A 24,672-nucleotide genomic window follows, 5' to 3' on the forward strand; every position below is an offset into this window, starting at 1 on the left:
CCGCTAGCCTCGCGACGTGAAGCGTCTCTCCCCCGGCCAGCGTTGGGTCATCGGTCTCGGCGCGTTCGCGCTCGTCTGTCTCGTCGTCGGCGTCATCGGTCTGGTGGTGGGGGTCACGAACCGGTACGAGTGCCTGTCCGGATCCGAGTTCTGGCCGCAGTCCAGCTGTCTCAGGCACGAATCCGGGATCTTCTGGGGCAGCACCCTCGGCGTCATCGGGCTGCTGCACCTCGGCCTGACCGGCCTGGCCGGGGCACTCGTCTGGACCTCGACCCCGGCGATCGCTCCGCGTCCCGTCAAGCGTCCGACGCCGCGCGCCGGCGAGACGCACCGGGTCTTCTCCTACGGCACGCTCCAGCAGCCGCTCGTGCAGGAGTCGCTGTTCGGCGACCACGTCCCCACCACGCCGGACGCCCTGCCCGGCTGGCGGCTCGACTGGGTGACGATCACCGACCCGGACGTCATCCGGACGAGCGGCTCCGACCTGCACCCGATCCTGCGCCGCGGCTCTGCCGGCGACGTCGTCGAGGGTGTGGCCCTGACGCTCGGGTACGAGTGGCAGCTCCGCGCGGTCGACGGCTACGAGGTCGCCGACTACCAGCGCATCCGGGTCACGCTGGCCTCGGGCTGGACGGCCTGGGTCTACGTGGCGGCCGACGAGGCCTGAGCCGCTGCCGCCGCCAGTCGCTCGAGCCCCTCGTCGATCGACACCGACGGGGTCCACCCGAGGTCCTGCCGGGTCCGCCGCTGGTCGAACCAGTGCGCCGTCGACAGCTGTTCGGCCAGGAACCGGGTCATCGGCGGCTCGTCCTCGCCCGGTCGGACCCTCCAGACGGCCTCGACCACGGAGCCCGCGGCCCGCGCGACCGCGGCCGGCACGTGCCACTGCGGCGGTCGGACGCCCGACGCCGTGCAGATGCCGGCGAGCAGGTCGGCGACCGGGCGGGGCTCACCGTTCGTGACGACGTAGGCCTTGCCGTGGACGCCGTCGTCCGTGACGCGCTCGAGCGCCGCGACCATCGCCGTCGCGGCGTTGTCGACGTAGAGCGTGTCGATGAGCGCGGCGCCGGAGTCGAGCAGCGGGAGTCGTCCGGCCCGGGCCCGCTCGACGATCCGTCCGATGAGCTGCGTGTCGCCCGGACCCCACACCAGGTGCGGCCGGACCGCCACGACGGCGAACTCCGGGGCGTCGGCGTCGAGCGCCAGGAGCTCCGCAGCGGCCTTGGTGCGGGCGTAGTCGCCACGCGCATGGGACGGTTCGGCCGGACCGGCGTCGGCCCCGACGAGCGACGAACCGGTGTGCGCGACCGACGGCGACGACACGAAGACGAAGCGTCCGACCCCGGCGGCGCGGGCGGCCCGCAGCAGCGAGCGTGTGCCCTCGATGTTGACCCGGGCGAAGTCAGCCGGGTCCCCGGCGAGCGACACCTTCGCAGCCAGGTGCACGACGGCCTCGACCCCGTCGACCGCGCGGGCGATCGCGGCGTCGTCGGTCATCGTCCCGGCGACGTCCTGCACCCCGGGCACTCCGGAGGGACGACGTTGGAAGGTCCGGACCTCGTGCCCGGCGTCCCGCACGGCGGCTGCGGTGGCCTGCCCGAGGAACCCGCTGGCACCGGTGACCAGGACCTTCACGGACGCACCATCCGTCCGCCGGACAGCACCGAGCCGGCCCAGCGGGACAGCCGGGTGCGGTCGACCTTGGAGTTGTGCCGGATGTCGGTCGGCAGCACGGGCACGACGAGCACCGCGGCGAGTGGCACTCCGGCGGCGGCACGGACCGCTCCGGCGAGCTGCGGCGACGCCAGACCCGGCCGCCGTACGGCGGGGTCGGTCTCGACGACGGCCACCACCTGCTGCGTGCCGACCGGACCGATGCCTGCGACGCCGGCGCGTCCGACACCGTCGACGCCCTCGATCCGCTGCTCCGGCCCCACCGGCGTGACGACCCGGTCCGGAGTGGTGAGCACGTGCTGCAGCCGGCCCTCGACCCAGATCCGTCCCGCGGCGTCCAGGTGCCCGACGTCCCCGGTGCGGTGCCCGCGCGGGTCGTCGACGCCGAGGCGCGAGACCCGGTCGGTGCGCCAGAGCCGGTCGTAGTGGTCGCGCACGTGTGGTGCCGCGACGACGATCTCGCCGGTGACCCCGGGCTCGTCCGTCAGGGCTCCGGTCGAGCGCCCGGAACCGTCGAGCGGCGCGATGCGGACGCGGACGTTCGCTGCCGGCACCCCCACGCAGATCCCCTCGTCGTCGGACCGTCCGGCGGCTCGGACCCCGTCGAGGTCGACGTCCGTCATGAGCAGCCCCTCGGTCATGCCGTAGGGGGTGTGCGCGCTGGCGTTCGGCATCAGCTCGGTCGCCGCGGTCAGCAGCGCAGCCGAGACGGGAGCTCCGGCCGACAGGAACAGCCGCACGCCCCGCAGTGCCTGGCGGTCGGCGTCGGTGAGTTCCGAAGCGGTCGCGACGACGTTCGCCAGGGCCGCCGGCGACAGGAACACCACGGTGGCATCAGCCGCGGCGACCGAGGCCGCGACCGCCTTCGCCGTCAGGGTGCGCGGCGCGGTGACGTCCATGTCGGGCGCGACCGACCGGGCGCCGAGGGCCGGGCCGAGCAGCGCGAACGGTGCGAAACCGGCGACGAGCCCGGTGCCGACACCGACGTCGTACTGGGTGGCCAGGGCGTCCCGGACGGCACTGAGCTGCCCGTGCGTGTACACGACGCCCTTCGCCGGGCCGGTCGATCCCGAGGTGAAGAGCACGGCAGCGGGCGCGTCCGGCGACGGGGCCGTCGGTAGCGCGGTGCCGTGGGCGAGACGGCGGGCGCCGCGGCGGGCGACGTCGACGAGCGTGTGCTCCACCCGCAGTGCCTTCCGGGCCGGCGCGGGCAACGAGACCGTCGCGATGCGTCGCCCCGGCCAGCCGAGAGCACGCGCGGCACCGAGCCCGGGCAGCGCGCCGATGATCCAGTCCGGTCGGGCTCCGCGGACGGCCCGGGTCAGGCCGCCGAGTCCGAGTCCGGCGTCCGCGACGACGACGACCGCCCCGATCCGCACGCAGGCGTACAGGACGGCGGTCAGGTCGGCGCCGGGGGTCACCAGGAGCGAGACACGGTCGCCGCTCCGGACGCCCAGGTCGTCGAGTCCTGCGGCGATCTCGTCGACCCGTCGGGCGAGCAGCCGCCAGGTGATCGTACGGGGGCCGCCGGCGGCGGCCATCTCGACCAGCGCGGGTTCGTCGCGCTCGCGCAGTTCGTCGAGCCGCGCCCAGAGCGGCGGGGTCGCCTGTGCGGGCGGGCCCGGGTCCACGGCGGCCTGGAGGCCCGTGGGGGCCTGGGCAGGACGGCCACCGTCCGGCAGGCGGTCACCGAGCCAGTCGAACACCGCGCCCGCCACGTCGGCGTCATCGGGCAGCAGGTGCCCGGCGCCCTCGAACGTATGGACGTCGGCGTGCGGCACGCGTTCGGTCAGGTCGTCGAGGTAGCGCTCGAGGAACACCGGGTCGCGCGGACCCCAGAGCAGGAGCACCGGCACGTCGAGCGCGGCGACACCGGCGGCGATGCGGTCGAGTTCCGGGGTGCTCCGGTGCCGGGCGTCGACGGGGATGTCCGCGACAAAGCCGCCGATGCCCCCGCGTCGGGCGGCACCGCGGTAGGGCGCCCGGTAGCCGTCGGCCGTGGCACGGTCGAGCTTCGGGTGCGCGATGGCCAGGGTGGTCTCGAGGAACGCCGGGGTCACGACCGTCGCGCGGCCGAGCATCCCCGGGCCGAGGGCGAGCCGCAGCGGTGCCGGGATCGGGGCGTCGTCGGGCTGGTGCACGGCGGTGTTGCACGTCATCGCGGCGGCCAGGACGTCCGGGTGGTCGACCGCCCACCCGAGCGACACCACACCACCCCAGTCGTGGCCGAGGGTGACGACCGGTCCGGTCAGCCCGAGTTCGTCGGTCAAGGCCCCGAGGTCTGCGACACGCTGCGCCAGTCCGCGCTCGACGCCGGTGCGCTCCGAGAACCCCATGTCGAGCTGGTCGACGGCGACCACGCGCCAGGCCGGACCGCCGGCCTGGGCGACCTCGAGCGAGGTGCGGAGCACCGACCGCCACAGGTACGACCAGGTCGGGTTGCCGTGCACGCACAGGATCGTGCCGACCGGTTCCACACCGAGCGCGGCCAGGGCGCCGGCCGTGTCGAGGAGGTGCCACGTGCGCGCGGCGCGATCCGTTCCTCCTGCGCGATCGCCGGACCACTCGGGGACCGAGACCAGACGCGACCAGGCCGGGTCGAGGCCGGGCAGGGAGGGCGGCTGCGTCGCCGGAGCCGTGCTCGCGGCGACGCGGGGCAGCCGGGACCTCACCAGTGGAGTTCCATCATCGCCGTGTTGATGCCGGAACCGACGCCACCCAGGAACACGCGGTCACCGCGACGGATGCCGCCGGAAGCGACCTCGTCGGCCAGGGTGATCGGGATCGACGCGGGACCGACGTTGCCGAAGCGCTGGTAGGTGGTGGGGACCTTGTCGCGCGGGATGCCGATCGCCTCGACGAAGGCGTTGGTGTGCACGTCGGAGACCTGGTGCAGCACGTAGCGGTCCATGTTCGCCCAGTCGAAGTGGGCGCGGGCCTCGGTCCAGGCGGCGACGACGAGCTCCATGCCGCCCTTGAGCAGCATCTTCGCGTCCGTGAACATGCCGTCGACGCTGCCGACGCACAGGTCGTACCACTGGGTCGCCGCGCGGGTGACGCCGCCGACGATCCGGTGGCCCTCGGGGTGCAGGTCCGCCGGGCCGAGCACGGCCGCAGCAGCGCCGGACCCGAGGGTCAGGCTGGCGAACTCGCTCATGAAGTCCTTGCGGTTCCGGCCGCCCTGGTTCAGGCGGTCGATGGTGTTGAGCTGCACCTGGTCGGCGTCCTCGCCGTCGACGACGAGCGCGTACTTGATCTGCCCGGAGTCGATCATGCCCGCGGCGACGCTCATGGCGTTGACGAACCCGAGGCAGGCGTTCGCGATGTCGAAGTTGATCGCCGACGACGGCAGGCCGAGCCCGTGGTGCAACCGCACGGCGACGCTCGGCTCCAGGTGCGGGCGCGTCACCGAGGTGTTGATGAGCAGCCCGATCTCGTCGGGACGGACACCGGCCTCGGCCATCGCGCGACGTCCGGCGTCTATCGCGGCGTCCTGGAAGGTCTGCCCTTCGCCCCAGTTGCGACGCTCGATGACCCCGGCGACGCGCTCGAGCAGCCCCATCGGCAGACGGAGCCGACGGAGGACCCCGCGGAGCTTGGCCTCGATGTCGGCCGAGGTCGTCACACGCTCCGCCGTGGTGGTCGCCACGGAGAGCAGTGAGACGTTCCGGTGCTTCGCCGTGGCGTTGCCGGGCTGCTCCGGTTCACTGCTCGATGCCTGGTCGACCGGCCGTTCCGTCATGATCGTCACCGACACATACTTCCGCATCTGGCCTGTGTGCGCGATCCGGATGCGCTGGACGGCTCCGGATCAGACGTCCTTCGGCAGCTTCCGCACCTTTGCTCGCCGCTTGCGGCGCTCGGGGATCATCGACCGCATCTCCTCGAGCTTGCCGAAGCAGAGCAGCCGGTCGCCCGGTTCGAGGGCGACGCCGCTGCGCGGGTTCGGGATGACGTTCGAGCCGCGGTGCAGCGTGAGGACCGTGATGTCCCGGTCCCAGAGCCCGGACTCCTTGATCGTCTTGCCGACCAGGTCGGCGTTCGTGTGCACGAGGAGCTCGGCGACGCCGTAGCCCGTCGAGACGGACAGTCGCTGGCGGACGTCGATCTCGGGGAACGCGACCTGGTTCGCGATGAAGTCGACGACGGCACCGGCGATGTCGAGGCCGGTGGCACGTTCGACGCCCTCGAGCCCTGGCGACGAGTTGACCTCCATCACGAGGGGCCCGTCGTTGCCCTCGAGCATGTCGACGCCGGCGACCTTGAGTCCCATGATCTGCGCCGAGCGCACGGCCACGGCCTCGTACTCGGGCGAGAGCGTGACCTTCTCGACGGTGCCGCCGCGGTGCACGTTCGAGCGGAACTCGTCACCCGAGGCGGTCCGGCGCATCGCCGCAACCACCCGGTCACCGACGACGAGGGCCCGGATGTCACGACCGCGGCTCTCGGCGATGAACCGCTGGATCAGGACGTTCTGCTTGGTGGAGTGCAGGGTCTCGACGATCGACTCGGCCACCTTCGCCTCGGGTGCCAGGATCACGCCGATGCCCTGCGTGCCCTCGAGGAGCTTGATGACGACGGGCGCGCCACCGACCCGTTCGATCGCGCCGCGCACGTCGTTGCGGCCGGCCACGAAGGTCGTCGCCGGCATGCCGATGTCGTGCCGCGACAGGATCTGGTTGGCCCGCAGCTTGTCGCGCGAGTTCGTGATGCCGTTCGCCGTGTTCGGCGTGTAGACGTCCATCTGCTCGAACTGGCGCACGACGGCGGTGCCGTAGTAGGTGATCGAGTTGCCGATGCGCGGCAGCACCGCGTCGTAGTCGCTCAGCAGCTTGCCGCGGTAGAGCAGGTCCGGGTCGTCACCGGACAGGTCGATCGCGAAGCGCAGGGTGTTGAGCACCTTGACCTCGTGGCCGCGGTCGAGTGCCGCTGCGCGGAGGCGCTGGGTCGAGTACGCCTGGGGCGCGCGCGACAGGATGGCGAGTTTCATCGAGGGGTTCTCCGCTGGGTCGGATCGACGGCGACGCCCCATCAAAGCATGCGGACGTGGCCACGGAGCATGCGACAGGATGGGCACATGGCGCGAGCTCCGAAGTCCTCCGACAGCGGGCTCGTCGTCGCCGGGTGGCGGGAGTGGGCGGGACTGCCGGACCTCGGCGTGCCGTGGATCAAGGTGAAGCTCGACACCGGCGCCCGGAGCTCCGCGTTGCACGCCTTCGACCTCGAGGAACTGCCCGGCGAGCGGGTCCGGTTCTCGCTGCACCCCTGGCAGGACACCGATGCCGACGCCTCCACCATCGAGTGCGACGTGCACGACCGGCGGATCGTGCGCAGCTCGACCGGACACACCCAGGAGCGCATCGTCGTCCGCACGCGGATCGCGTTGGCCGGGCAGGTCGTCGAGTCCGAGGTCACCTTGAGCAACCGGGACCAGATGGGGTTCCGGATGCTCGTCGGTCGCGAGGCGCTCCGGCAGGGCTTCCTCGTCGATCCTGGGCGGTCCTTCATGGCCGGGCGGGCTCCGAAGGAGATCCGGCGCCGCAACCGCGGACGCGCCTGAGCGCTCCTGGTCGCGCGACGCGGGCCGTGGGGTGACCGGTCGACGGCCTGGAGGCGCGGTGCGGGGCTGCCACGGGCCTCCCGTCCGCCTCGACGCGCGTCTCGGGCGTTGCCCGGGTCAGCGACCCAGGTGGCGGCCGAGGAAGGCGAGCTGCTGGGGCGCCAGACGGCGCCAGTAGCCGTGCGTGTGGGCGCCGGGTGCGAAGCCCCCGGCCGGAGGCGTGTCGAAGCCGTCGACGTAGGCGTGCACCGCCGGCGCGAACCCGTCACCGTTGCCGCAGTCGACGCGGACGGCGACGCCATCGAGCGCGCGCTGCCGGCCGAGGGCGGTGTTCGCGCGGAAGTCGGCAGCATCGTCGAAGGCGCCCCGGGCGGTGTCGGCGGCCGACTTCCAGAGCGCCGGGCTGATGGCCGAGACGGCTCGGACGCGCTCGGCACCGAGGACCCCGCCGAGCCGGAGCGCTCCGAAGCCACCCATCGAGTAGCCGGTCAGGGCGAGGCGGTCCGTGTCGAATCCGCGGCGGGCGATCAGGGGCAGGAACTCGTCGACGACCATCGCGGCGGGATCGTCCCCGTCGGCTCGTGGGTGCCAGTAGCGGTTGCCGCCGTCGATCGAGGCGATCGCGAACGGGGCTCCGCCGCCGGCGACGTGCGCCGCGAGGAACCGGTCGTAGCCCAGGCTCCGCCCGAAGAACGAGGTGTGGTCGTCGCCGTACCCGTGCAGGGCGACCGCCACCGGCAAGGGGGTGTCGGACGCCGGTGCCGCGATCGTCCAGCCGACGGTGCGGCCCTTCCGCGCTGCCGACACGAAGGCGCCGGAGACGGTGGGGACGGGCTCGACGTCGGGGACCGTGCCGTCGGTGCCGTCCAGACCGAGGACCCGGTACAGGGTGGAGCGTCCGGGCAGCAGGCTCAGGTTGATCGCCTCGGCCACGGCTCCCGCGGCGACGACGCCCGTGCCACCGATCAGCAGGGAACGCCGCGTGATCGTGGCAGCACGCGATCGGGTCATGTGGTGGGCGCCGTTCCCTCTGGGGTGGTGTGTTCCCGGATGAGGGACGCGGCGACGGACCGTGCCGTCGTCGTGTCGAGCGCGGGGTCGCGCAACCGCATCGCAAGGGAACCGGAGATGATGAGGAGCAGCTGGTCGGCGAGGGCGTCGGCACGCGGACCGACCACCGGCACCGCCTGTGCCAGGAGCCGCTGGCGCAACGTGGTGGTCTCGAGGTCCAGCACCTGTCGGACCTCGGCGGGGGCGTCGGCGTACTCGGCGGCGGTGCCGAGGAAGGCGCACCAGCGGGAGCCCGTGGGCGTCGAGCGGTAGTCGTCGAGGGCGTCGAACACCGCCAGGAGTCGGCCCAGGTCGTCCCGTTCGGCGGCGACCGCACGGTCCCAGGTGGCGATCCAGTCCTCGTGGCGACGGGTGAGGGCCGCGGCGACGAGCGACTCCTTGCTCGCGTAGCCGCGGTACAGCGTGGCCGTCGAGACCCCGGCCCGTTCCAGGACGGCGTCGATCGGGGTGGCGGCGATGCCCTGTGAGAAGAAGAGCTCCTCGGCGGCGTCGAGCAGCCGTTGCTCGGTCCCTGGGCGCATCACCATGAGAGCACCCTAGGCTCTGAAAAGTGAAACGACCGTTTTCGTTACGACACCGACTACTCCTCGTGAGCGGACTCGGCCTGATCGCCGCCACCTACGGGCTGGTGCGCCTGGCGTACGGGCTGTTCCTGCCCGACGTGCAGCGCGACCTGGGGCTCCGGTCCGACGCCGCCGGGTGGGTCTCGTCGGGCGCCTCGGCGCTGTACTGCGTCGGTGCGGTCGCCGGCTTCCTGCTCGCCGCACGGATGCCCCGGGTGCTCGTCGCGGTCTCGACCCTGGTGGCGGGGGTCGGTGCGATCGCCATGGCGGCGGCCGGCGGCTCGCTGGCGTTCGGCATCAGCGCCGTGGTCGCGTCGGCGGGTGCCGGACTCGCGTCCCCCGCCCTCGTCCGGATCGTCGCCGAGCAGGTGCCGTCGGCGCTGCTCGGTCGAGCGCAGGCGATCGTGAACGCCGGTACCGGCCCCGGGCTCGTGGGCGCCGGGGTGCTCGCACTCGTGCTGCTGCCCGACTGGCGGACGGCCTGGGCGGTGTCCGGGGCGTTCGCCCTGGCCGTCGGCGCACTGCTGCTCGTGGCGTCCCGCGGCGGGGCTGCCGCGTCCCGAGCACCACTGCCCGGCGCTCCGTGGTTCGCGGCACACCGAGGGGTCCTCCTGCTGGCGCTGCTGTTCGGGGCAGGCTCCGCCGTCGTCTGGACCTACGGACGTTCGGCGCTGGTGGAGGCCGGCGCATCGGTCGTCGTCTCGGTGTCGGCCTGGATCGCGCTCGGGATCGGCGGAGCGGCCGTCGTGGTCACCGCGCGCTGGACGAACGGGGTGCGCGCCCGGACGCTCTGGGCGGTCACGGCGGGGGCGGTCGCCGTCGCCGTCGTGGCGCTGGGGACAGCGCCGCAGTCGACGGTCGCGGCGCTGCTGGCGTGTGCCGTGTTCGGCTGGGGCTACACGGCGGCGACCGGAGCGCTGATCGCGTGGACGACCGAGATCGATGCCGAGCGGTCGTCGGCGGGCACGTCGATGCTGTTCGTCGCACTCGTGCTCGGGCAGGCCGTCGGCGCGGCGGGTGCCGGAGTACTCGTCGGTGCGATCGGGTTCGTCGCGACGTTCGTGGTCGGGGCAGGCGTAACCGCGGCGAGCGCCGTGCCCCCGGTGGTCCGAATCAGCTCCCGGTCACCGCAGTTCTGTGACGATCCGTGACACACCGGCGACCGGTGCCGAGTGCTCCGTGCCTACGCTCCGTGCGGGCGGCGACCCGGCCGACCACGACCATGGAGTAACCGATGCCACAGGAAACCATCGCTCGTCGCGTCGACGAGTTCAACGTCGGCTTCACCGCCCAGATCGGTCCCGAGCTCAGCACCGTCTTCGATCGCGAACAGGCAGACCTCCGTGCCGCCGGGGTCCCCGTCGCGGCGCTCGGGGAGGGCGACAGCGCGCCAGATGCGGAACTGCTCGACGCGACCGGTTCCGCCACCAGCCTGCGACAGATCCGAGGCGGCGCACCGACCGTGCTCGTGTTCTACCGCGGCGCCTGGTGCCCGTACTGCAACCTGACCCTCCGCACCTACCAGCAGGAGCTGCTCCCGGCGCTGCAGGACCGGGGCGCGCAGCTCGTCGCCGTCTCACCGCAGACCCCGGAGGGCACCGAACAGGCGATCGCGAACGGCGAGCTCGCGTTCCCGGTCCTGTCCGACCCGGAGAACGCGCTCGCGGGCCGGTTCGGCGTCGTGACGGCGCCGAGCACCGAAGCGCGAGCAGCACACGCGCAGCTCGGCTTCGACGTCGCTGACAGCAACGCGGACGGCACCGCGGCGATCCCGTTCCCGTCCGTCTTCGTCATCGACGAAGACGGTGTCGTGCGGTTCGCGGACGTGCACGTCGACTACACGAGTCGGACCGAGGTCGCGACGGTCCTCGACGCCCTCGACTCCCTCGACTCCCTGGAGGTCGAGCGCACCCAGTAGCGTTTCCTGCATGGGGACGACGGCGGAGTGGTCGCGACTGCCGGTGGGGCGGCACGAGTACCGGCAGGACACGGTGCTCGCAGTCGTGCTGGCCGGCGGGCTCGCGGTCACGACGTTCCTGTACGGGTCGGCCGGTACGTACGGTGAGGACCAGGCCGAGTGGTGGGTCTCGGCACTGATGATCGTCGCGAACGCGGCCCCGATCGCGTTCCGCCGCCGGTTCCCGATGTCGGTGGCCCTCGTCTCGGCGGTGGCGTTCGCCGCGACGCAGCTGCTCCAGGTGCCCGAGGTCTTCCTCGTCAACTTCACGCTCTTCATCGCGCTGTACACGGTGGGTGCGTGGTGCTCCGACCGGGTGCGGGCCGAAGCGGTGCGCTGGGTCGTCATCGGCGGGATGTTCGCGTGGCTGTTCGTCGCCATCTCGTTCGGGTGGGCGTCGCCGAACGCGCTGCCGAACGACACCGACTCCCCCGTGGCGCCCTACGTGGCGATCTCGCTGCTCAACATCGTCATCAACGTGATCTACTTCGGCGCCGCCTGGTACGCCGGCAACCGCGCCTGGGCCTCCGCGGTCGCACGGCACCAGCTCGCCGAACGCACCGCCGAACTCGCCGCCGAGCGGGAGCGGTCCGCTGCACAGGCCGTCACGATCGAGCGGGTCCGGATCGCCCGCGAACTGCACGACGTGGTCGCTCACCACGTCTCGCTGATGGGCGTGCAGGCGGGTGCTGCACGGCGCGTGATCGACCGCGACCCGGCTCAGGCCACCGCTTCGCTCGGGGTGGTCGAGGAGAGCGCCCGCACCGCGGTGGAGGAACTCCGGCGGATGCTCGGCACCCTGCGCTCCGACGACGACGCGGACGGCCTCGGGACACCGCATGGCGACGGTCCGAGCACCGAGGGCATCACGCGGATCGCCGAACTGGCCGAGTCCGCCCGGGTGGCGGGCCACCCCGCCGAGTACGTCGTCGTGGGCGACGAGCGCCCGGTGCCGCCGACGGTGGCCGCGGTGGCGTACCGGATCGTGCAGGAAGCGGTGACGAACATCCTCAAGCACGCCGGACCGACCGCCCGCGCCGACGTCCGGCTGCGGTACCTGGACGACGGCGTCGAGGTGGAGGTCACGGACGACGGGCTCGGTGCCCGTGCCGCCCGGAGCACCTCCGGCAGCGGCCTCGGACACGTCGGGATGCGGGAACGCGTCGCCGCCGTGGACGGACGGATCGAGATCGGGCCACGAGTCCGAGGAGGCTACCTGGTGCGGGCATGGCTGCCGACGACGTGAACGCGACGACCGACCTGACCATGGTGCTGGTCGACGACCAGGAGCTCGTCCGCGCCGGGTTCCGCGTGATCCTGGAGTCCGAGCCCGGGTTCCGGGTCGTCGGCGAGGCCGCGGACGGCGCAGGGGCGGTCGAGGCCGTGCAGCAGCTCCGTCCGGACGTGGTCTGCCTCGACGTGCAGATGCCCGGCGTCGACGGACTCGAGGCGGCACGACGGATCGCGGCACTGCCGGACCCACCGGCGGTGCTCATCCTCACCACGTTCGACAGCGACGACGCGCTGTTCCAAGCGCTCGAGGCGGGGGCGAGCGGGTTCCTGCTGAAGAACGCCTCCCCCGAGCGGCTGATCGACGCGGTGCGGACCGTCGCCGCCGGGGACGCCCTGCTCGCGCCGGACGTCACGCGCCGGGTGATCAGCCGGGCGACGGCGTCCGCTGCGGCCCAGCCCTCGGCGACCACCACCGCGACGACTGCGACGACTGCGACGACCGACACGACGACCACGACGGGCGACGACGCACTCGCCGCGGCCGGGCTCACCGAGCGGGAGACCGAGGTGCTGCGACTGCTCGCCCGCGGCCTGAGCAACGCGGAGATCGCCGCCGAGCTCTACGTCGGGGACGCCACCGTGAAGACCCACGTGTCGAACGTGCTCCAGAAACTCGCACTGCGCGACCGGATCCAGGCCGTCGTCTGGGCGTTCGAGCACGGCGTCGCCGGCTGACCGAACCGGACCGACGCGCGCTCCTCCCCCACGTGGTGGAGCCGACCATCCACCGAAGTCCCGCCTGGCGGCGGAGGCGGGGCGTGCCTCCCGGCCAATAGCGTCGGACGCAGCGACGACCAGCGTCGCGACGAAGGGGAACGAACATGCTCACCATCGAAGGGGTGACCAAGCACTTCGGCGACCGCCGCGTGCTCGACGACGTGGGGTTCACGGTCGGCAGCGGCCGCCTCACCGGCTTCGTCGGCGGCAACGGTGCCGGCAAGACCACCACCATGCGCATCATGCTCGGCGTGCTCCAGGCCGACGCCGGCTCGGTCTCGATCGACGGCACCGCGGTCCGTCCCGCCGACCGCCGCCGCTTCGGCTACATGCCCGAGGAACGCGGCCTGTACCCGAAGATGCCGGTGGCCGAGCAGATCACCTACCTGGCCCGGCTGCACGGTGTCGACAAGCGCGCCGCGACGACCCGCACCGGCGAGCTGCTCGAACGCCTCGAACTCACCGCGCACGCCGGCGACCCCGTCGAGAAGCTCTCGCTCGGCAACCAGCAGCGCGTGCAGATCGCGGCGGCGCTGGCACACGACCCCGAGGTGCTCGTGCTCGACGAGCCGTTCTCGGGCCTCGACCCGATGGCCGTCGACACGGTGCTCGGCGTCCTGCGCGAAACCGCGGCCCGGGGCGTCCCGGTGCTGTTCTCGAGCCACCAGCTCGACGTGGTCGAGCGGCTGTGCGACGACGTCGTCGTGATCGCCGGTGGCACGATCCGCGCCGCCGGTCCGCAGGAGGAGCTCCGCAAGCAGGCCGGCCCGGCAGCGTGGGAGCTGCTCGTCGACGGGGACGTCGCCTGGCTCCGCGACGAGCCGGGTGTGGCCGTGCGGGAGTTCGACGGCGGGTACGCGGTCTTCGAGGCCGATGCCACCACCGCCCAGCGTGTCCTGCAGCGTGCCGTCCAGCACGGCACCGTCGGGTCGTTCTCGCCGCGGGTGCCGCGGCTCAGCGAGGTCTTCCGGGAGGTCGTCCGATGAACAACTCCTTCGTGCAGGCCGTGCGGCTCGTCTCCGCACGTGAGATCCAGGCACGCATCCGCAGCAAGGCCTTCGTCGTCTCGGCGCTCATCCTGATCGGCATGGTCGTCGCGTCGATCGTCGTCGGCGGGGTCGTGAGCAAGGCCACCGCCGACGACACCACCCCGGTCGCCGTCGTCGACGGCGTCTCGCTGCCGACCACCAGTGGGCTCGACGTCACGGAGTCGGCATCGGTCGACGACGCCGAACGGCTCGTGACCAAGGGCGACGTCGACGCGGCGATCGTGCCGTCGGACGACCCGCTCGGCTACGAGGTCGTCGGACTCGACGAGGCACCGTCCGAGGTCGTCTCGGCGTTGAGCGTCGCCCCGCGGATCGAGCTGCTCGACCCGGACGCGTTGCCCGGTGGCCTGGTCTACCTCATCGCCATCGCGTTCGGCGTCGTGTACTTCGCGTCGGCGGTCACGTTCGGCCAGTCGATCGCGCAGAGCGTCGTCGAGGAGAAGTCGACACGGGTGGTCGAGATCCTGATGTCCGCGATCCCGGCCAGGGCGCTGCTCGCGGGCAAGGTCCTCGGCAACAGCATCATGGCCTTCGCCCAGATCGTCGCGGTGGCCGTCGCCGCCATCGTCACGTTGGCGGTGACCGGGCAGGACAACATGTTCGCGATGCTCGGCCCGAGCATCCTGTGGTTCATCGGCTTCTTCGCGATCGGGTTCGTGCTCCTCGCGTCGCTGTTCGCCGCGGCGGCCGTGCTGGTGTCACGCCAGGAGGACGTCGGCAGCGTCACCACCCCGGTGATGATGCTCGTGATGATCCCGTACTTCCTGATCATCGTCGCGTACGACAACCCGACGATCCTCGGCATCATGTCCTACGTGCCGTTCAGCGCCCCGATCGGCATGCCGATGCGGATCTTCCTGGGGACGGCCGAGTGGTGGGAGCCGATCCTGTCGCTCGTCATCGTCGCCGCCTCGGTCGTCGCGGTCGTGGTCATCGGCGCCCGCGTCTACGAGAACGCACTGCTCCGCACCGGCAGTCGCGTGAAGCTGTCGGAGGCACTGCGCGGCTGACGCCGCAGCCCCGGCGGGTCCGGCCGGGAGGCCCGCCCCACGTGAGCAGATCCGCTCACGTCGGCCGGGCCTTCCGTCGTCAGTCCGTGCGCACCGAGAACACGTCGCCCGGTTGGCAGCCGAGCACCTCGCACAGCCGGGTGAGGGTCGAGAACCGGATCGCGCGTGCTCGGTTGTTCTTGAGCACCGAGAGGTTCACGACGGTCACTCCGACGCGGTCGGCGAGCTCGGTCAGGGTCATCCCCCGCTCGGCCAGCAGGTCGTCGAGGTGGCAGACGACGGCGTGGCCGTCCTCCTGTTCCGGGGGCATCAGACCAGCCCGGCTTGGTCCCGCACCATCCGCTGCGAGGCGGTGAGCGCGAACCGGAAGCAGATGACGACGAGCAGGCCGAGGTACACCGGCAGGAACTGGTGGTCGACCACCGGGGTCGGCAGGTACCCGTCCCACCCGAGGCCCGACACCACCCAGTTCCACCCCATCCGGCGGACGAACGACGGCAGGAACCCGGCCACCAGCACCGCGCCGGCGAGCCAGTCGAGGATCCGGGTGGTCGAGCGGTCGAAGAGCCCTCCTCGTGAGATCTTCCAGGCCACCGCCGCGACCAGGGCGATGAGGGCGCTGACGAGCAGGACCTCGAGGGCGTCGCCGACGCGGATGTACCCGATCGCACCGCCCGGCACGTCGGCGACCGGTGCCCGGAGCACGAGCTGGTCGGAGGTGACGGTCGCGCCTCCGGGCGGCTGCGGGACGTCGGCGGTCGCGCGCATCCGGATCGGCACCGCGACCGTGCCCGAGGTGATCGAGCGGACGAGCTGGTCGACGTACCGCCACACCACGAAGACGATGCCGATCGCGCACGAGACGACGTAGGCCAGGTAGGAGTTCCGCCCGCGGGGCGGTTCGTAGACGGGTGTGGTCATGGTTGCTTCCCCTGTCGATCATCGATACCATCGAATTTCGATGCAACGATAAACGATAGGTCCAGTGCCGGCAACCCCTAGAGCAGACCGAAGGCCGCCTGCATGCCGAGGCTCGTCCCCGCCACCAGGACCCAGAGCGCGATCCCGAGCAGCATCGGTCGGAACCCGGCTCGTCGGAGCGCGGCGAAGTCCGTGGAGCATCCGATCGCGGCGAGCGCCACCGTGATGAGGAACGAGGCGGCCGTCGCGAACCCCGGCGCCACGGACGCGGGCAGGACCCCGACCGTCCGGAGCAGCACCACCACGAGGAACCCGATCAGGAACCACGGCACCAGCCGGAACACACGGATTCCCCGACCCGTCCCCGAGGCGGGGGCGAGCTGCTCGCGTGAGGCGCGGCGGGCCTCCAGTCCGGCGAGCCCGATGACGATCGGGATGATCATCAGGGTGCGCACCAGCTTCACGACGACCGCGGTGTCGGTCGCCTGGCGGCCGTAGACCGTCGCGGTGGCGACGACGGACGACGTGTCGTTCACGGCGGTGCCCGCGAAGACGCCGAAGGCGTGCTGGCTGAGGCCCAGGGCGTGCCCGAGCAGCGGGAAGGCGAAGACGGCCGCGATGTTGCAGAGGAAGATCGTCGACATCGCGTAGGCGACGTCCGCACTGACCGCACCGATGACGGGTGTCACGGCGGCGATCGCCGAGGCACCGCAGATGCCGGTCCCGACACCGATCAGGGTGCGGAGTGCACCCGAGACCCGGAGCAGTCGACCGATCCCCCAAGCGGCCACCAGGCAGACGACGAGCGTCGCGAGCATCACCGGCAGGGTCTCACCGCCGATGCGCAGGACCTCGCCGATGGACAGCTGCGCGCCGAGCAGGACCACGGCGAACTGCAGGACCCGGCTCGACGAGAACTTCACGCCGGGAGCCAGCGCGGCGAGTGTGCCACCGGTGCGACGTCGGACGAGCCACCCCACGACGGCACCGATCAGGACGGCGGGGACGGGGCCGCCGACCACCGGGACGACCCGGCCGACGAGGGTGGCGACGATGCCGATCGCCACGGCGAGGGCGACACCGGGTGCGGCGGCACGGACGGACTGCATGAAGACAGCATGTCGCGCCCGCGGACGATCCGTGCCGTGACGGGCATGATGGCACGGTGGAGTACTCGGGGGAACGGTGGGTGCAGCGGCTGCGCGACGGGGAGATGCCGAAGCGGTGGCCGTTCTTGCTCGGGGTGGCGATCGTGACCGTGGCCGGCGGCACCGGGGTCGTGTTCTCGATCACGCACCTCGACGTCTTCCTGCACTCGGAGGCACGCCGTCCGTTCGCCCTGCCGCTGTTCTCGGTGGTCCTGCTCGTGCTCGGCCCCGTCGCGGCAGTCCTGTCGCGGATGCGCGGCCGGAGTGACCGACAGATCCTCGCGCACATCCGTCGGCACGGCACGACGCCGCGCTTCCACCTGCCGGTCCTGCGCACGGGCGAGTACACCCTCGACGACTTCCCGGAGCCGAGACCCGAGATGTGGACGGTCGATGCCGCCGGTCTGCACGCGTGGTCGCCGGAGCGGGAGACTCCGGTGTTCGACCTGGCGTGGCGTGCTGTCGGTTCGTTCGAACTCGCCTCGGCTGAGGTCCGTGGGCAGCGGGCGGACACCGGCATCTGGATCATCACCGAGTCCGTCGGACGGTTCGCCGTGCAGCCGCGGCCAGCGATCGGACGGCCCTTCGGAGCCAGCGCGACGAAGATCCACATCGTGTTGCAGGTGCTCCGGTCACTGCACCGGGAACTCGGGTCCCAGCAGGACGCCGGGCGTCCTGGTCGGACACGGACCGAGCGATGAGCCCGGCGGATGAGCCGTGGGTGCAACGGCTGCGCGACGGGGAGATGCCGAAGCGGGGGCCGGTGCTGCTCGCAGCCGTCGTCACCACGGCGGTGGGGGTCGCCGCACTGGTCGCCGAGTTCGCGTTCCCGGACTTCCTGCGCGGCATCGACAACGCGCGGACACAGGGGTCGTTCGTGCTGTGGCCGATGCTGGTCGCCGGGTTCGGGGTGCTGCTGGCCGTGTCGACACTGTCCGCCGGGCGAGGCGACCGCCGGACGCTCGCGCACATCCGAGCGGGGCGGGCACCCCGATTCCACCTGCCCGTGCTGACGTCCGGCCTGCGCACCTCCGACGACTTCCCGAAGCCCCGCCCCGAGGTCTGGACCGTCGACGAGTTCGGCCTGCACGCGTGGGCACCGTCACGGGACGCGCCGGTGTTCGACCTGCCGTGGGCGCGCATCCGGCGGTTCTCCGTCGCGACGAGGGAATCCCGCGGTCAGCGCGCCGACTTCGGCGTCTGGATCAGCACGACCGACGGTGACGACGTGGTCGTGCAGCCGCGGTCGGCCCTCGGACGTGGGTTCGAGGCCGGACCGGACAAGCTCGCCACCCTCGTGCGGGTCCTCCGCACCCTGCAACGAGAGCTCGGCGTGGCCCCTGCGAGGGCCGACCGTCACTGAGCGGGCGGGGTGTCTCCCGTCATCTCGACGCGGCCGGTCTCGTCGTTCCAGGTGAGGGTTGCGATGGTGCGGCGTGCTGCGACACTGCTCCCATGCGGGGGATGCACCAGGACACGATCGAGGTCGCCAACGACCGGATCGACGGACCACACGGACCGGTCCCCATCCGGCGGTACCGACCTCGGGTCCGGAGCGCCGGCAAGGGATCCCCGACCCTGGTCTGGGTGCACGGTGGCGGGTTCTTCCGGGGCGACCTCGACCTGCCGGAGTCCCACGCCGTCGCTCGGGCACTCGCCGAGCGCGGCCTGCCGGTCGTGACCGTCGAGTACCGCCTCGGACCGCTGCCCGGACTGCCCTGGCTCGGACGGGGAGGACCGCGAGGGCGACGCCGGGCACCGCACGCGCGGGACGAGATCGTCGCAGCGCTCCGGCACCTGCAGGATGAGGCGTCCGCCGGCCTGCTGCTCGGCGGAGCGAGCGCGGGTGCGTGCCTGGCGGCGTCCGCGGTCGCGACCGCCCCGCCGCTGGTCGGCCTCGTGCTGACCTACGGGTTCTTCCACGCCCGGCTCCCCCGTGACCCGGCGGTGCGGCGACTCGTCCGAGGGCATCGGCGGCTCACGCACGCGCCGCTGCTGCTCGACCTGAACAACCGGGCCTACGCGGGCGGTCGCCCCGCTGCGGTCCACCCGGCGTCCGACGACCTCGGCGGGTTCCCCCGCACCCTGCTGATCGACGCCGAGCGGGACGTGATGCGCGCCTCGGGCGAGCGCTTCGCGAACGAGCTCGAGGCCGCGGACGTCGAGGTCGAACGACACGTCCTGCCGGGCAGCCGTCACGCGTTCCTCAACCGACCCGGCACGCGGGACTTCGACGACACGATCGAACGCGTCGCGGATTGGGCTGACCGGACGCCCATCCGCTGAGCGCTCATCCGCCTGCGAAGGGCGGACATCCGGGAACGCCAGGCACACCGCGGACGTACTCTGGGTTCGGAAGCAACGGCGGTTCCGAATCCCCTTCGCCACGCTCCCAGCCGTGGCGCCTCACCACCGTGACGAAGAGTTCCATCGTGACCGAACACCTCATCGAGTACGTCGCCCGCGACCGCACGGGCATCACCGCCGTCGTGACACCGACCGGTGTGATCGACGTGGACACCGTGATCCAGCACATCCGCGCCGGCCACGCGGGCTACTACGTGGCTGCCGACTCGTGGAAGCGCACGCCGGTCCGGAGCATGTCGTTCATCGGCGGGACCTACCTGTTCGCCAACTGGGACGGATCGAAGCGGAACATGCTGCACGACCTGGCATTCCGCTCACCGACCCGCTCGATCGAGACGCCCCACGAGCCGGAGTCGCGGTTCTCGCGGTTCCTGGACGCGCTGTTCGGCAGGCGCACACCGCAGCTGTGACCCCCACCCACCGGGTGAACACGCGTGGTGCAGGGGACCGCCTGGAGGCGCGGCGTGCGTCGCGGACGCAGGTCGCGCCTCCAGGCGGTTGCGTCGGTCAGCGGACCGACTTGATGGGCAGGATCACGAGGGCGCCGAGGATGACGGCGACGCCGGCACCCCAGAGCATGAGGGTGTAGTTGCCGCCACCACCGATGCCGAGCAGGAACAGGCCGACGGCGGGGGCGAGCGACTGCGGCAGGGCGTTCGCGATGTTGATGACTCCGAGGTCCTTGCCGGGGCGCTCCGGGTCGGGCAGGACGTCGACGATCAGGGCGGTGTCGATGGCGGCGTAGATACCGAAGGCGAACCCGAGGACGATCTCGGCGAAGTAGAACCCGCCGACGGTGTCGACGTGGGCCAGGATGACCAGGCCGACGGCGGTCATGGCCGTCGACCCCCAGACGAAGGCCTTGCGACGCTGGATCCGGTCGGAGACCCATCCGGACAGGGCGGCACTCACGAGCAGAGCGATCGTGTACAGCAGCACACCGAACGCGACGACGCCGACTGCCTCGGACTGCGGGAGGCCGATCTGGTCCTCCATGTACAGCAGGCGGTACGTGGTGAACATGAACGTGCCGAAGGTGATGAGGAAGCGCCCCCACCACGCGAGCCCGAAGTCGCGGTGCTTGATCGGGTTCGTCCAGAACGAGCTGATGAGGTTGATCCAGCTGAACGGCTTGAACGGTGTCGTCGGCAGCTCGTCACGGGCCACGATCGAGTAGACGACGATCGCGACGATCGCCAGGACACCGGGTGCGATGAAGAGCAGCGGCAGGTTGCCGACCAGGTAGACGGCGAGGTACAGGCCCGCGAGGATCGCGATGTTCTGCGCGAGGGCGATCGCGCTCGACGCCTTGCCGCGCTGGAACTCCGGCACGTTGTCGGCGAAGCTCGCGGTCAACGTCGCGAGGACCGCGTTCGCCGAGACCTGGGCGAGCACCCACGCGAAGGTGAGCTGCAGGACGTCCGGGGCGAAGGCGAGCCAGGCGAGGGCGACGACGAAGACGAGGACTCCGCCGACCATCCAGGGGCGGCGACGGCCCCACCGCGTGCGGGTGCGGTCCGAGATCGCACCGAACAGCGGGTTGGCGAACAGCGCACCGAGGGCACCGAACGGCAGGACGGAGCCGACGACGGTCTCGGGGCTCGACGGGTTGAGCTCGGTCGCCTTGATCGACATGCTGACGAACACCGGCGTGAGCAGGGCGAAGAAGAGGCCGAACTGGCCGAGGCTGAGCGCCCAGAGGTACCCCTTGCCGACGCGGAGCGTGGAGACCGACTGGGTGATGCCCTCGACCGAGAAGGCGCGGGACGCCGCGGCCTCGGACGTGGTCGACCCCGAGGTGGCGGTGGCGGGCGGGACCGCTGTGGCACCCAGGCCGCCCAGGGGTTCCTTGGGGCCGGGTTGGTTGTTCGACGTCGGTGTCGGCATGACTCCTCCTCGAGTCATCGGGGGCTACCGCCCTCTCAATCCCTAGTCCTACTAGGTGATCGGGACAGTAACACCGAAAACCGTTTCCCGGAAGGTTTCTGACGTGATGTTGCGTGGATCGCGCGGGCGCAGCACGACGCCCCCGCTGCCGTGTGACGACGGGGGCGTCGTGGCGCGTCAGCCCGCCGGCCGGGGCGCCTAGTGCTCGCCGTCCTCTTCCGGGTTGAAGTGGGAGTCGTCACCCGTGTGACCCGCGGCCAGGCCGTCCGGGTTGTTCGGGATGGTGTTGTCGTCGCCGAGGCCGCCCGGCTTCTCGGTGCCCTCGGAGTCGTTCTTCGGGGCGTCGTGCGTGTTGTCACTGTCGGTCATGAGCTGCTCCAGTGCAGAGATCGATCCGGCAGCACTGCCGCCGGTGGTACTGAGGACTCGGACAGTACGTGGCGCACCTCGGAAACCGCCGTCCGACCGGAGGAAGCGGATGACAGGGACCGGGGCGATCGGTAGATTGTTCAACAACCCGCGAGGACAGGGAGCACCCGTGACGACGATCGACCTGAACAGCGACCTGGGCGAGGGCTTCGGCGCCTGGACCATGGGCGACGACGCCGCGATGCTCGATGTCGTCTCGAGCGCCAACGTCGCCTGCGGGTTCCACGCCGGCGACCCGACGATCATGCTCGCCACCGCCCGCGCCGCCGCCGAGCGTGGTGTGGCGATCGGCGCACACGTGGCCTACCGCGACCTGATCGGCTTCGGCCGCCGGCCCGTGCACGTCACGCCCGACGAGCTGTACGCCGACGTCGTCCACCAGCTCGGCGCGATGGCCGCCACCGCGAACGTCGCCGGCACGGCCGTCACCTACGTCAAGCCGCACGGCGCCCTGTACAACACGGCCTGCGCCGACCCGGTGCAGGCGGACGCCGTCGTCCGTGCCGTGACCGACGTCGACCGGTCCCTCGCCGTGCTCGCGCTGCCCGGGTCGGAGCTGCTGCTGGCGGCCGAGCGGCACGGGCTCCGGGCGGTGAGCGAGGCCTTCGCCGACCGCGCCTACGAACCCGACGGCTCACTGGTGTCACGGAAGCAGCCGGGCTCGGTGCTGCACGACCCGGACGAGGTCGCTGCCCGGGTGCTCCGCATGGTCACCGACGGGGTCGCGGCCGCCGTCGACGGGTCCGAGGTCGCCGTGCGTGCCGACTCGGTCTGCGTGCACGGCGACTCCCCCGACGCGGTCGCGATGGCCCGAGCCATCCGGGCGCTGCTGACCGAGCACGGCGTGACGATCGCGCCGTTCGCACCGTCCCCACCGCTCGCGCCGTGACGGGTCCCGAGGTCCGCTCCGCCGGCGGCACTGCACTGCTCGCGACGTTCGAGACCCTCGCCGACGTCGTCGCCTTCCGCGCCGGGCTCGCACAGACCACCCTGCCGGGGCTGACCGAGGTCGTCTCCGGCGCCCGGACACTGCTGCTCCGGTTCGACCCGACCACGACGGACGCCGGGCGCCTCCGCTCGGAGCTCATCCAGGTCGCCCCGGTCAGCGCCACGCTCGACACGCACGAGACCGAGCCGCTCGTCATCCCCGTCACCTACGACGGTGAGGACCTCGACACCGTCACCGAGCTGACCGGCATGCGGCGGGACGAGCTCGTGGCGTGGCACACCGGGCAGCTCTGGACGAGCGCGTTCTGCGGCTTCGCACCCGGCTTCAGCTACCTCACCGGCAGTGATCGACCGCTCGACCTGCCTCGCCGCAGCACCGCCCGGACGGCCGTCCCGAGCGGGGCCGTGGCGTTGGCCGGCGAGTTCAGCGCCGTCTACCCGCGGACATCGCCCGGCGGCTGGCAGCTCATCGGCCGCACCGACGTGCCGATGTGGTCGCTCGACCGCACGCCTCCGGCACTCGCGCCCGCCGGAACCCTCGTCCGCTTCGTCGTGGCGAGTGCGGCATGACCGCGCTGACCGTCCTGCAGGTCGGGTACGGCGCGACCACGCAGGACCTCGGGCGCCCTGGCTTCAGCGACATGGGCCTCGGGGCGGCCGGGGCCGCCGACCGCGGCTCCGCGGCACTCGCCAACCGGCTGGTCGGCAACCGTCCCGACGCGGCCGTCCTGGAGGCCCTGCTCGGCTCCGTCACGCTCCGCGCCGACGCGTACGTGGTCGCGGCCACCACCGGCGCGGCCTGCCCCGTCGAGGTCGAGCGGGCGGACGGATCGGTCCGCGGTGCCGCCTCGCACGAGGTGCTGCTGCTGGCCCCGGGCGACACGCTCCGGATCGGCTCCGCGACCGTGGGCCTGCGCACCTACGTCGCGGTCCTCGGGGGCTTCGCGGTCGCCCCGGTGCTCGGCAGCCGCTCGTGGGACTCCCTCGCGCGCCTCGGTCCGCCGCCGCTGTCGGCCGGTGACGTCCTGCCCGTCGGCGACGCCCGGGTGTCGTGGCCGATCGTCGACGCGGTGCCGCAGCCCGAAGCCCGGTGGTCCGACGGGCCGGTCGTGCTCGACGTGGTGCCCGGACCGCGCGACGACTGGTTCACCCCGGAGTGGCGTGCGACCCTGACCGGTCAGGACTTCTCCGTCAGTGCGGACAGCGACCGCGTGGGGGTCCGCACCACGGCAGAGACGCCGCTCGTCCGCGCCGTGGCACGCGAGCTGCCGAGCGAGGGCGTCGAGACCGGTTCACTGCAGGTGCCACCCGAGGGCTTCCCCGTGCTGTTCCTCGCCGACCACCCGGTGACCGGCGGGTACCCGGTCATCGCCGTCCTGACGCCGTCGTCGGTCGACCTCGCGGCGCAGCTCCGTCCGGGCGATCCGCTCCGGTTCCGCATCCTCGGATGACCGATCCGGAACACGCGGAGGGGGTCAGGAGTTGGCTCGAACACCGCTGACGAAAGGTTCCCCATGTCGATGACCGTCCTGCTCGAGGTCCAGTTCCAGAGCGACGCCCCCGCCGATGCCGTCCAGACGGCGATCCGCGAGACGCTCGAACAGACCGCATCGTTCCACGGCCTGGAGTCGCTCGAGGTCCTGGTCGACGACGCCGACCCGAACACGATGGTCGTCGTCGAGTCGTGGACGACCGCCGCGGACCACGACACCTACGTGGCGTGGCGGGCGACCCCGGAGGGTGCAGCGGCCATCGGCCCGCTCCTGGCGGCCTCGCCGATCACCCGCACCTTCGGCCGGAGCGTCCCGCTCGACTGAGACGGCGCCCGCGCCGGGGCCGCAGCACCGCGTCGGCGCCGGACGCGATCGCTCAGATGGTGTCGTCGTCGGTGTCGAGCGGCACCGGTCGGTCGTCGTCGGGGAGCACTTCGTCGTCCGCGTCGTCGACCACCGGCAGGTCGTCGGGGTCGAGCACGGTCGGCTCCGGTTCGTAGTCGGTCTCCTGCGCCTCGCGGAAGTCGTCGAGGGTCTCGTCGTCCTTCGGATCGCTCATGGCCCCGAAGGTACCTCCGGATCCTC

28 protein-coding genes are annotated in these 24,672 nt (G+C 72.1%); 16 read left to right on the forward strand and 12 right to left on the reverse strand.

Annotated elements, in window-relative coordinates:
* Positions 1-16 precede the first annotated feature (16 nt).
* Positions 17-667, forward strand: a complete 651-nt coding sequence (locus tag OE229_RS16950; protein ID WP_262139011.1) for a gamma-glutamylcyclotransferase family protein — start codon at positions 17-19, stop codon at positions 665-667.
* Here the strand turns inward: OE229_RS16950 and OE229_RS16955 are convergent.
* From OE229_RS16955 to OE229_RS16970, 4 genes are all read right to left on the reverse strand, one after another.
* A complete protein-coding gene (locus tag OE229_RS16955; protein ID WP_259580222.1) occupies positions 643-1,635 on the reverse strand; it encodes an NAD-dependent epimerase/dehydratase family protein in 993 nt (330 codons plus the stop codon). The two genes, OE229_RS16950 and OE229_RS16955, sit on opposite strands and share 25 nt — an antisense overlap.
* Positions 1,632-4,346, reverse strand: coding sequence for an alpha/beta fold hydrolase (locus OE229_RS16960; protein WP_263344780.1), 2,715 nt, complete (start codon positions 4,344-4,346; stop codon positions 1,632-1,634). The genes OE229_RS16955 and OE229_RS16960 overlap by 4 nt, the downstream gene beginning before the upstream one ends.
* Positions 4,343-5,416 (reverse strand): 3-oxoacyl-ACP synthase III, encoded by a 1,074-nt coding sequence (locus tag OE229_RS16965; protein WP_182064995.1) that lies wholly within the window; start codon positions 5,414-5,416, stop codon positions 4,343-4,345. The genes OE229_RS16960 and OE229_RS16965 overlap by 4 nt, the downstream gene beginning before the upstream one ends.
* 69 nt (positions 5,417-5,485) lie before the next feature.
* The gene (locus OE229_RS16970) at positions 5,486-6,664 is read right to left on the reverse strand and encodes a RimK family alpha-L-glutamate ligase (protein WP_209135636.1); all 1,179 of its coding nucleotides are present in this window, start codon (positions 6,662-6,664) and stop codon (positions 5,486-5,488) included.
* Between the two features lie 87 nt (positions 6,665-6,751).
* Here OE229_RS16970 and OE229_RS16975 point away from each other — a divergent pair, with 87 nt between their 5' ends.
* Positions 6,752-7,234: an ATP-dependent zinc protease family protein gene (locus tag OE229_RS16975; RefSeq protein WP_262139013.1), complete on the forward strand. Its 483-nt coding sequence runs from the start codon at positions 6,752-6,754 to the stop codon at positions 7,232-7,234.
* 117 nt (positions 7,235-7,351) lie between these two features.
* On the opposite strand, the gene OE229_RS16980 is transcribed toward OE229_RS16975, so the two are convergent.
* The gene (locus OE229_RS16980; protein ID WP_262139015.1) at positions 7,352-8,245 is read right to left on the reverse strand and encodes an alpha/beta hydrolase; all 894 of its coding nucleotides are present in this window, start codon (positions 8,243-8,245) and stop codon (positions 7,352-7,354) included.
* Positions 8,242-8,832, reverse strand: a complete 591-nt coding sequence (locus OE229_RS16985; protein WP_262139017.1) for a TetR/AcrR family transcriptional regulator — start codon at positions 8,830-8,832, stop codon at positions 8,242-8,244. Before OE229_RS16985 ends, OE229_RS16980 begins: the two co-directional genes overlap by 4 nt.
* Before the next feature lie 62 nt (positions 8,833-8,894).
* On the opposite strand from OE229_RS16985, the gene OE229_RS16990 reads away from it, so the two are divergent.
* The 6 genes from OE229_RS16990 (at position 8,895) to OE229_RS17015 (ending at position 14,894) form a co-directional block, all read left to right on the forward strand.
* Positions 8,895-10,019, forward strand: a complete 1,125-nt coding sequence (locus OE229_RS16990; RefSeq protein WP_262139018.1) for an MFS transporter — start codon at positions 8,895-8,897, stop codon at positions 10,017-10,019.
* Positions 10,020-10,102: 83 nt separating this feature from the next.
* Positions 10,103-10,786: a peroxiredoxin-like family protein gene (locus OE229_RS16995; protein WP_209135627.1), complete on the forward strand. Its 684-nt coding sequence runs from the start codon at positions 10,103-10,105 to the stop codon at positions 10,784-10,786.
* A gap of 10 nt (positions 10,787-10,796) precedes the next feature.
* The gene (locus OE229_RS17000) at positions 10,797-12,071 is read left to right on the forward strand and encodes a sensor histidine kinase (protein ID WP_262139020.1); all 1,275 of its coding nucleotides are present in this window, start codon (positions 10,797-10,799) and stop codon (positions 12,069-12,071) included.
* Positions 12,053-12,793, forward strand: a complete 741-nt coding sequence (locus tag OE229_RS17005; RefSeq protein ID WP_262139042.1) for a response regulator — start codon at positions 12,053-12,055, stop codon at positions 12,791-12,793. The genes OE229_RS17000 and OE229_RS17005 overlap by 19 nt, the downstream gene beginning before the upstream one ends.
* A 146-nt stretch (positions 12,794-12,939) precedes the next feature.
* Positions 12,940-13,821, forward strand: coding sequence for an ABC transporter ATP-binding protein (locus OE229_RS17010; protein ID WP_259580231.1), 882 nt, complete (start codon positions 12,940-12,942; stop codon positions 13,819-13,821).
* A complete protein-coding gene (locus tag OE229_RS17015) occupies positions 13,818-14,894 on the forward strand; it encodes an ABC transporter permease (RefSeq protein WP_262139044.1) in 1,077 nt (358 codons plus the stop codon). The genes OE229_RS17010 and OE229_RS17015 overlap by 4 nt, the downstream gene beginning before the upstream one ends.
* 79 nt (positions 14,895-14,973) lie before the next feature.
* Here the strand turns inward: OE229_RS17015 and OE229_RS17020 are convergent, their stop codons facing one another.
* From OE229_RS17020 to OE229_RS17030, 3 genes are all read right to left on the reverse strand, one after another.
* Entirely contained in the window at positions 14,974-15,204 is a 231-nt protein-coding gene (locus OE229_RS17020) for a helix-turn-helix domain-containing protein (protein ID WP_071245067.1), read from the reverse strand.
* The gene (locus OE229_RS17025) at positions 15,204-15,815 is read right to left on the reverse strand and encodes a hypothetical protein (RefSeq protein WP_259580234.1); all 612 of its coding nucleotides are present in this window, start codon (positions 15,813-15,815) and stop codon (positions 15,204-15,206) included. Before OE229_RS17025 ends, OE229_RS17020 begins: the two co-directional genes overlap by 1 nt.
* 77 nt (positions 15,816-15,892) lie before the next feature.
* Entirely contained in the window at positions 15,893-16,924 is a 1,032-nt protein-coding gene (locus OE229_RS17030; protein WP_209135621.1) for a YeiH family protein, read from the reverse strand.
* A gap of 56 nt (positions 16,925-16,980) precedes the next feature.
* Between OE229_RS17030 and OE229_RS17035 the strand changes: the two genes are divergently transcribed.
* The 4 genes from OE229_RS17035 (at position 16,981) to OE229_RS17050 (ending at position 19,740) form a co-directional block, all read left to right on the forward strand.
* Complete coding sequence (locus OE229_RS17035; RefSeq protein WP_262139046.1) at positions 16,981-17,664, forward strand: hypothetical protein; 684 nt, start codon at positions 16,981-16,983, stop codon at positions 17,662-17,664.
* Positions 17,661-18,326, forward strand: a complete 666-nt coding sequence (locus OE229_RS17040; RefSeq protein ID WP_209135617.1) for a hypothetical protein — start codon at positions 17,661-17,663, stop codon at positions 18,324-18,326. Before OE229_RS17035 ends, OE229_RS17040 begins: the two co-directional genes overlap by 4 nt.
* Positions 18,327-18,427: 101 nt before the next feature.
* A complete protein-coding gene (locus OE229_RS17045; protein WP_262139048.1) occupies positions 18,428-19,249 on the forward strand; it encodes an alpha/beta hydrolase in 822 nt (273 codons plus the stop codon).
* Positions 19,250-19,395: 146 nt separating this feature from the next.
* A complete protein-coding gene (locus tag OE229_RS17050; RefSeq protein WP_110864146.1) occupies positions 19,396-19,740 on the forward strand; it encodes a hypothetical protein in 345 nt (114 codons plus the stop codon).
* 97 nt (positions 19,741-19,837) lie between these two features.
* Here the strand turns inward: OE229_RS17050 and OE229_RS17055 are convergent, their stop codons facing one another.
* Positions 19,838-21,217, reverse strand: a complete 1,380-nt coding sequence (locus OE229_RS17055) for an MFS transporter (protein WP_182064973.1) — start codon at positions 21,215-21,217, stop codon at positions 19,838-19,840.
* 198 nt (positions 21,218-21,415) lie between these two features.
* Complete coding sequence (locus OE229_RS17060; protein WP_164941189.1) at positions 21,416-21,586, reverse strand: hypothetical protein; 171 nt, start codon at positions 21,584-21,586, stop codon at positions 21,416-21,418.
* Between the two features lie 169 nt (positions 21,587-21,755).
* Between OE229_RS17060 and OE229_RS17065 the strand changes: the two genes are divergently transcribed.
* The 4 genes from OE229_RS17065 (at position 21,756) to OE229_RS17080 (ending at position 24,411) form a co-directional block, all read left to right on the forward strand.
* The gene (locus OE229_RS17065) at positions 21,756-22,535 is read left to right on the forward strand and encodes a LamB/YcsF family protein (protein WP_182064972.1); all 780 of its coding nucleotides are present in this window, start codon (positions 21,756-21,758) and stop codon (positions 22,533-22,535) included.
* Positions 22,532-23,164 carry a 5-oxoprolinase subunit B family protein gene (locus OE229_RS17070; protein ID WP_182064971.1) on the forward strand — a complete coding sequence of 211 codons (633 nt, stop codon included), beginning with the start codon at positions 22,532-22,534 and terminating at the stop codon, positions 23,162-23,164. Before OE229_RS17065 ends, OE229_RS17070 begins: the two co-directional genes overlap by 4 nt.
* Entirely contained in the window at positions 23,161-24,045 is an 885-nt protein-coding gene (locus OE229_RS17075) for a 5-oxoprolinase subunit C family protein (RefSeq protein ID WP_262139050.1), read from the forward strand. Before OE229_RS17070 ends, OE229_RS17075 begins: the two co-directional genes overlap by 4 nt.
* A 63-nt stretch (positions 24,046-24,108) precedes the next feature.
* Positions 24,109-24,411: a putative quinol monooxygenase gene (locus tag OE229_RS17080; RefSeq protein WP_262139051.1), complete on the forward strand. Its 303-nt coding sequence runs from the start codon at positions 24,109-24,111 to the stop codon at positions 24,409-24,411.
* A gap of 52 nt (positions 24,412-24,463) precedes the next feature.
* Here the strand turns inward: OE229_RS17080 and OE229_RS17085 are convergent, their stop codons facing one another.
* Positions 24,464-24,646 carry a hypothetical protein gene (locus OE229_RS17085; RefSeq protein ID WP_182064968.1) on the reverse strand — a complete coding sequence of 61 codons (183 nt, stop codon included), beginning with the start codon at positions 24,644-24,646 and terminating at the stop codon, positions 24,464-24,466.
* Positions 24,647-24,672: the final 26 nt, after the last annotated feature.

Origin of the sequence: Curtobacterium poinsettiae, assembly GCF_025677645.1 — a bacterium.
In the GTDB taxonomy this organism is placed as follows: Bacteria; Actinomycetota; Actinomycetes; order Actinomycetales; family Microbacteriaceae; genus Curtobacterium; species Curtobacterium poinsettiae_A.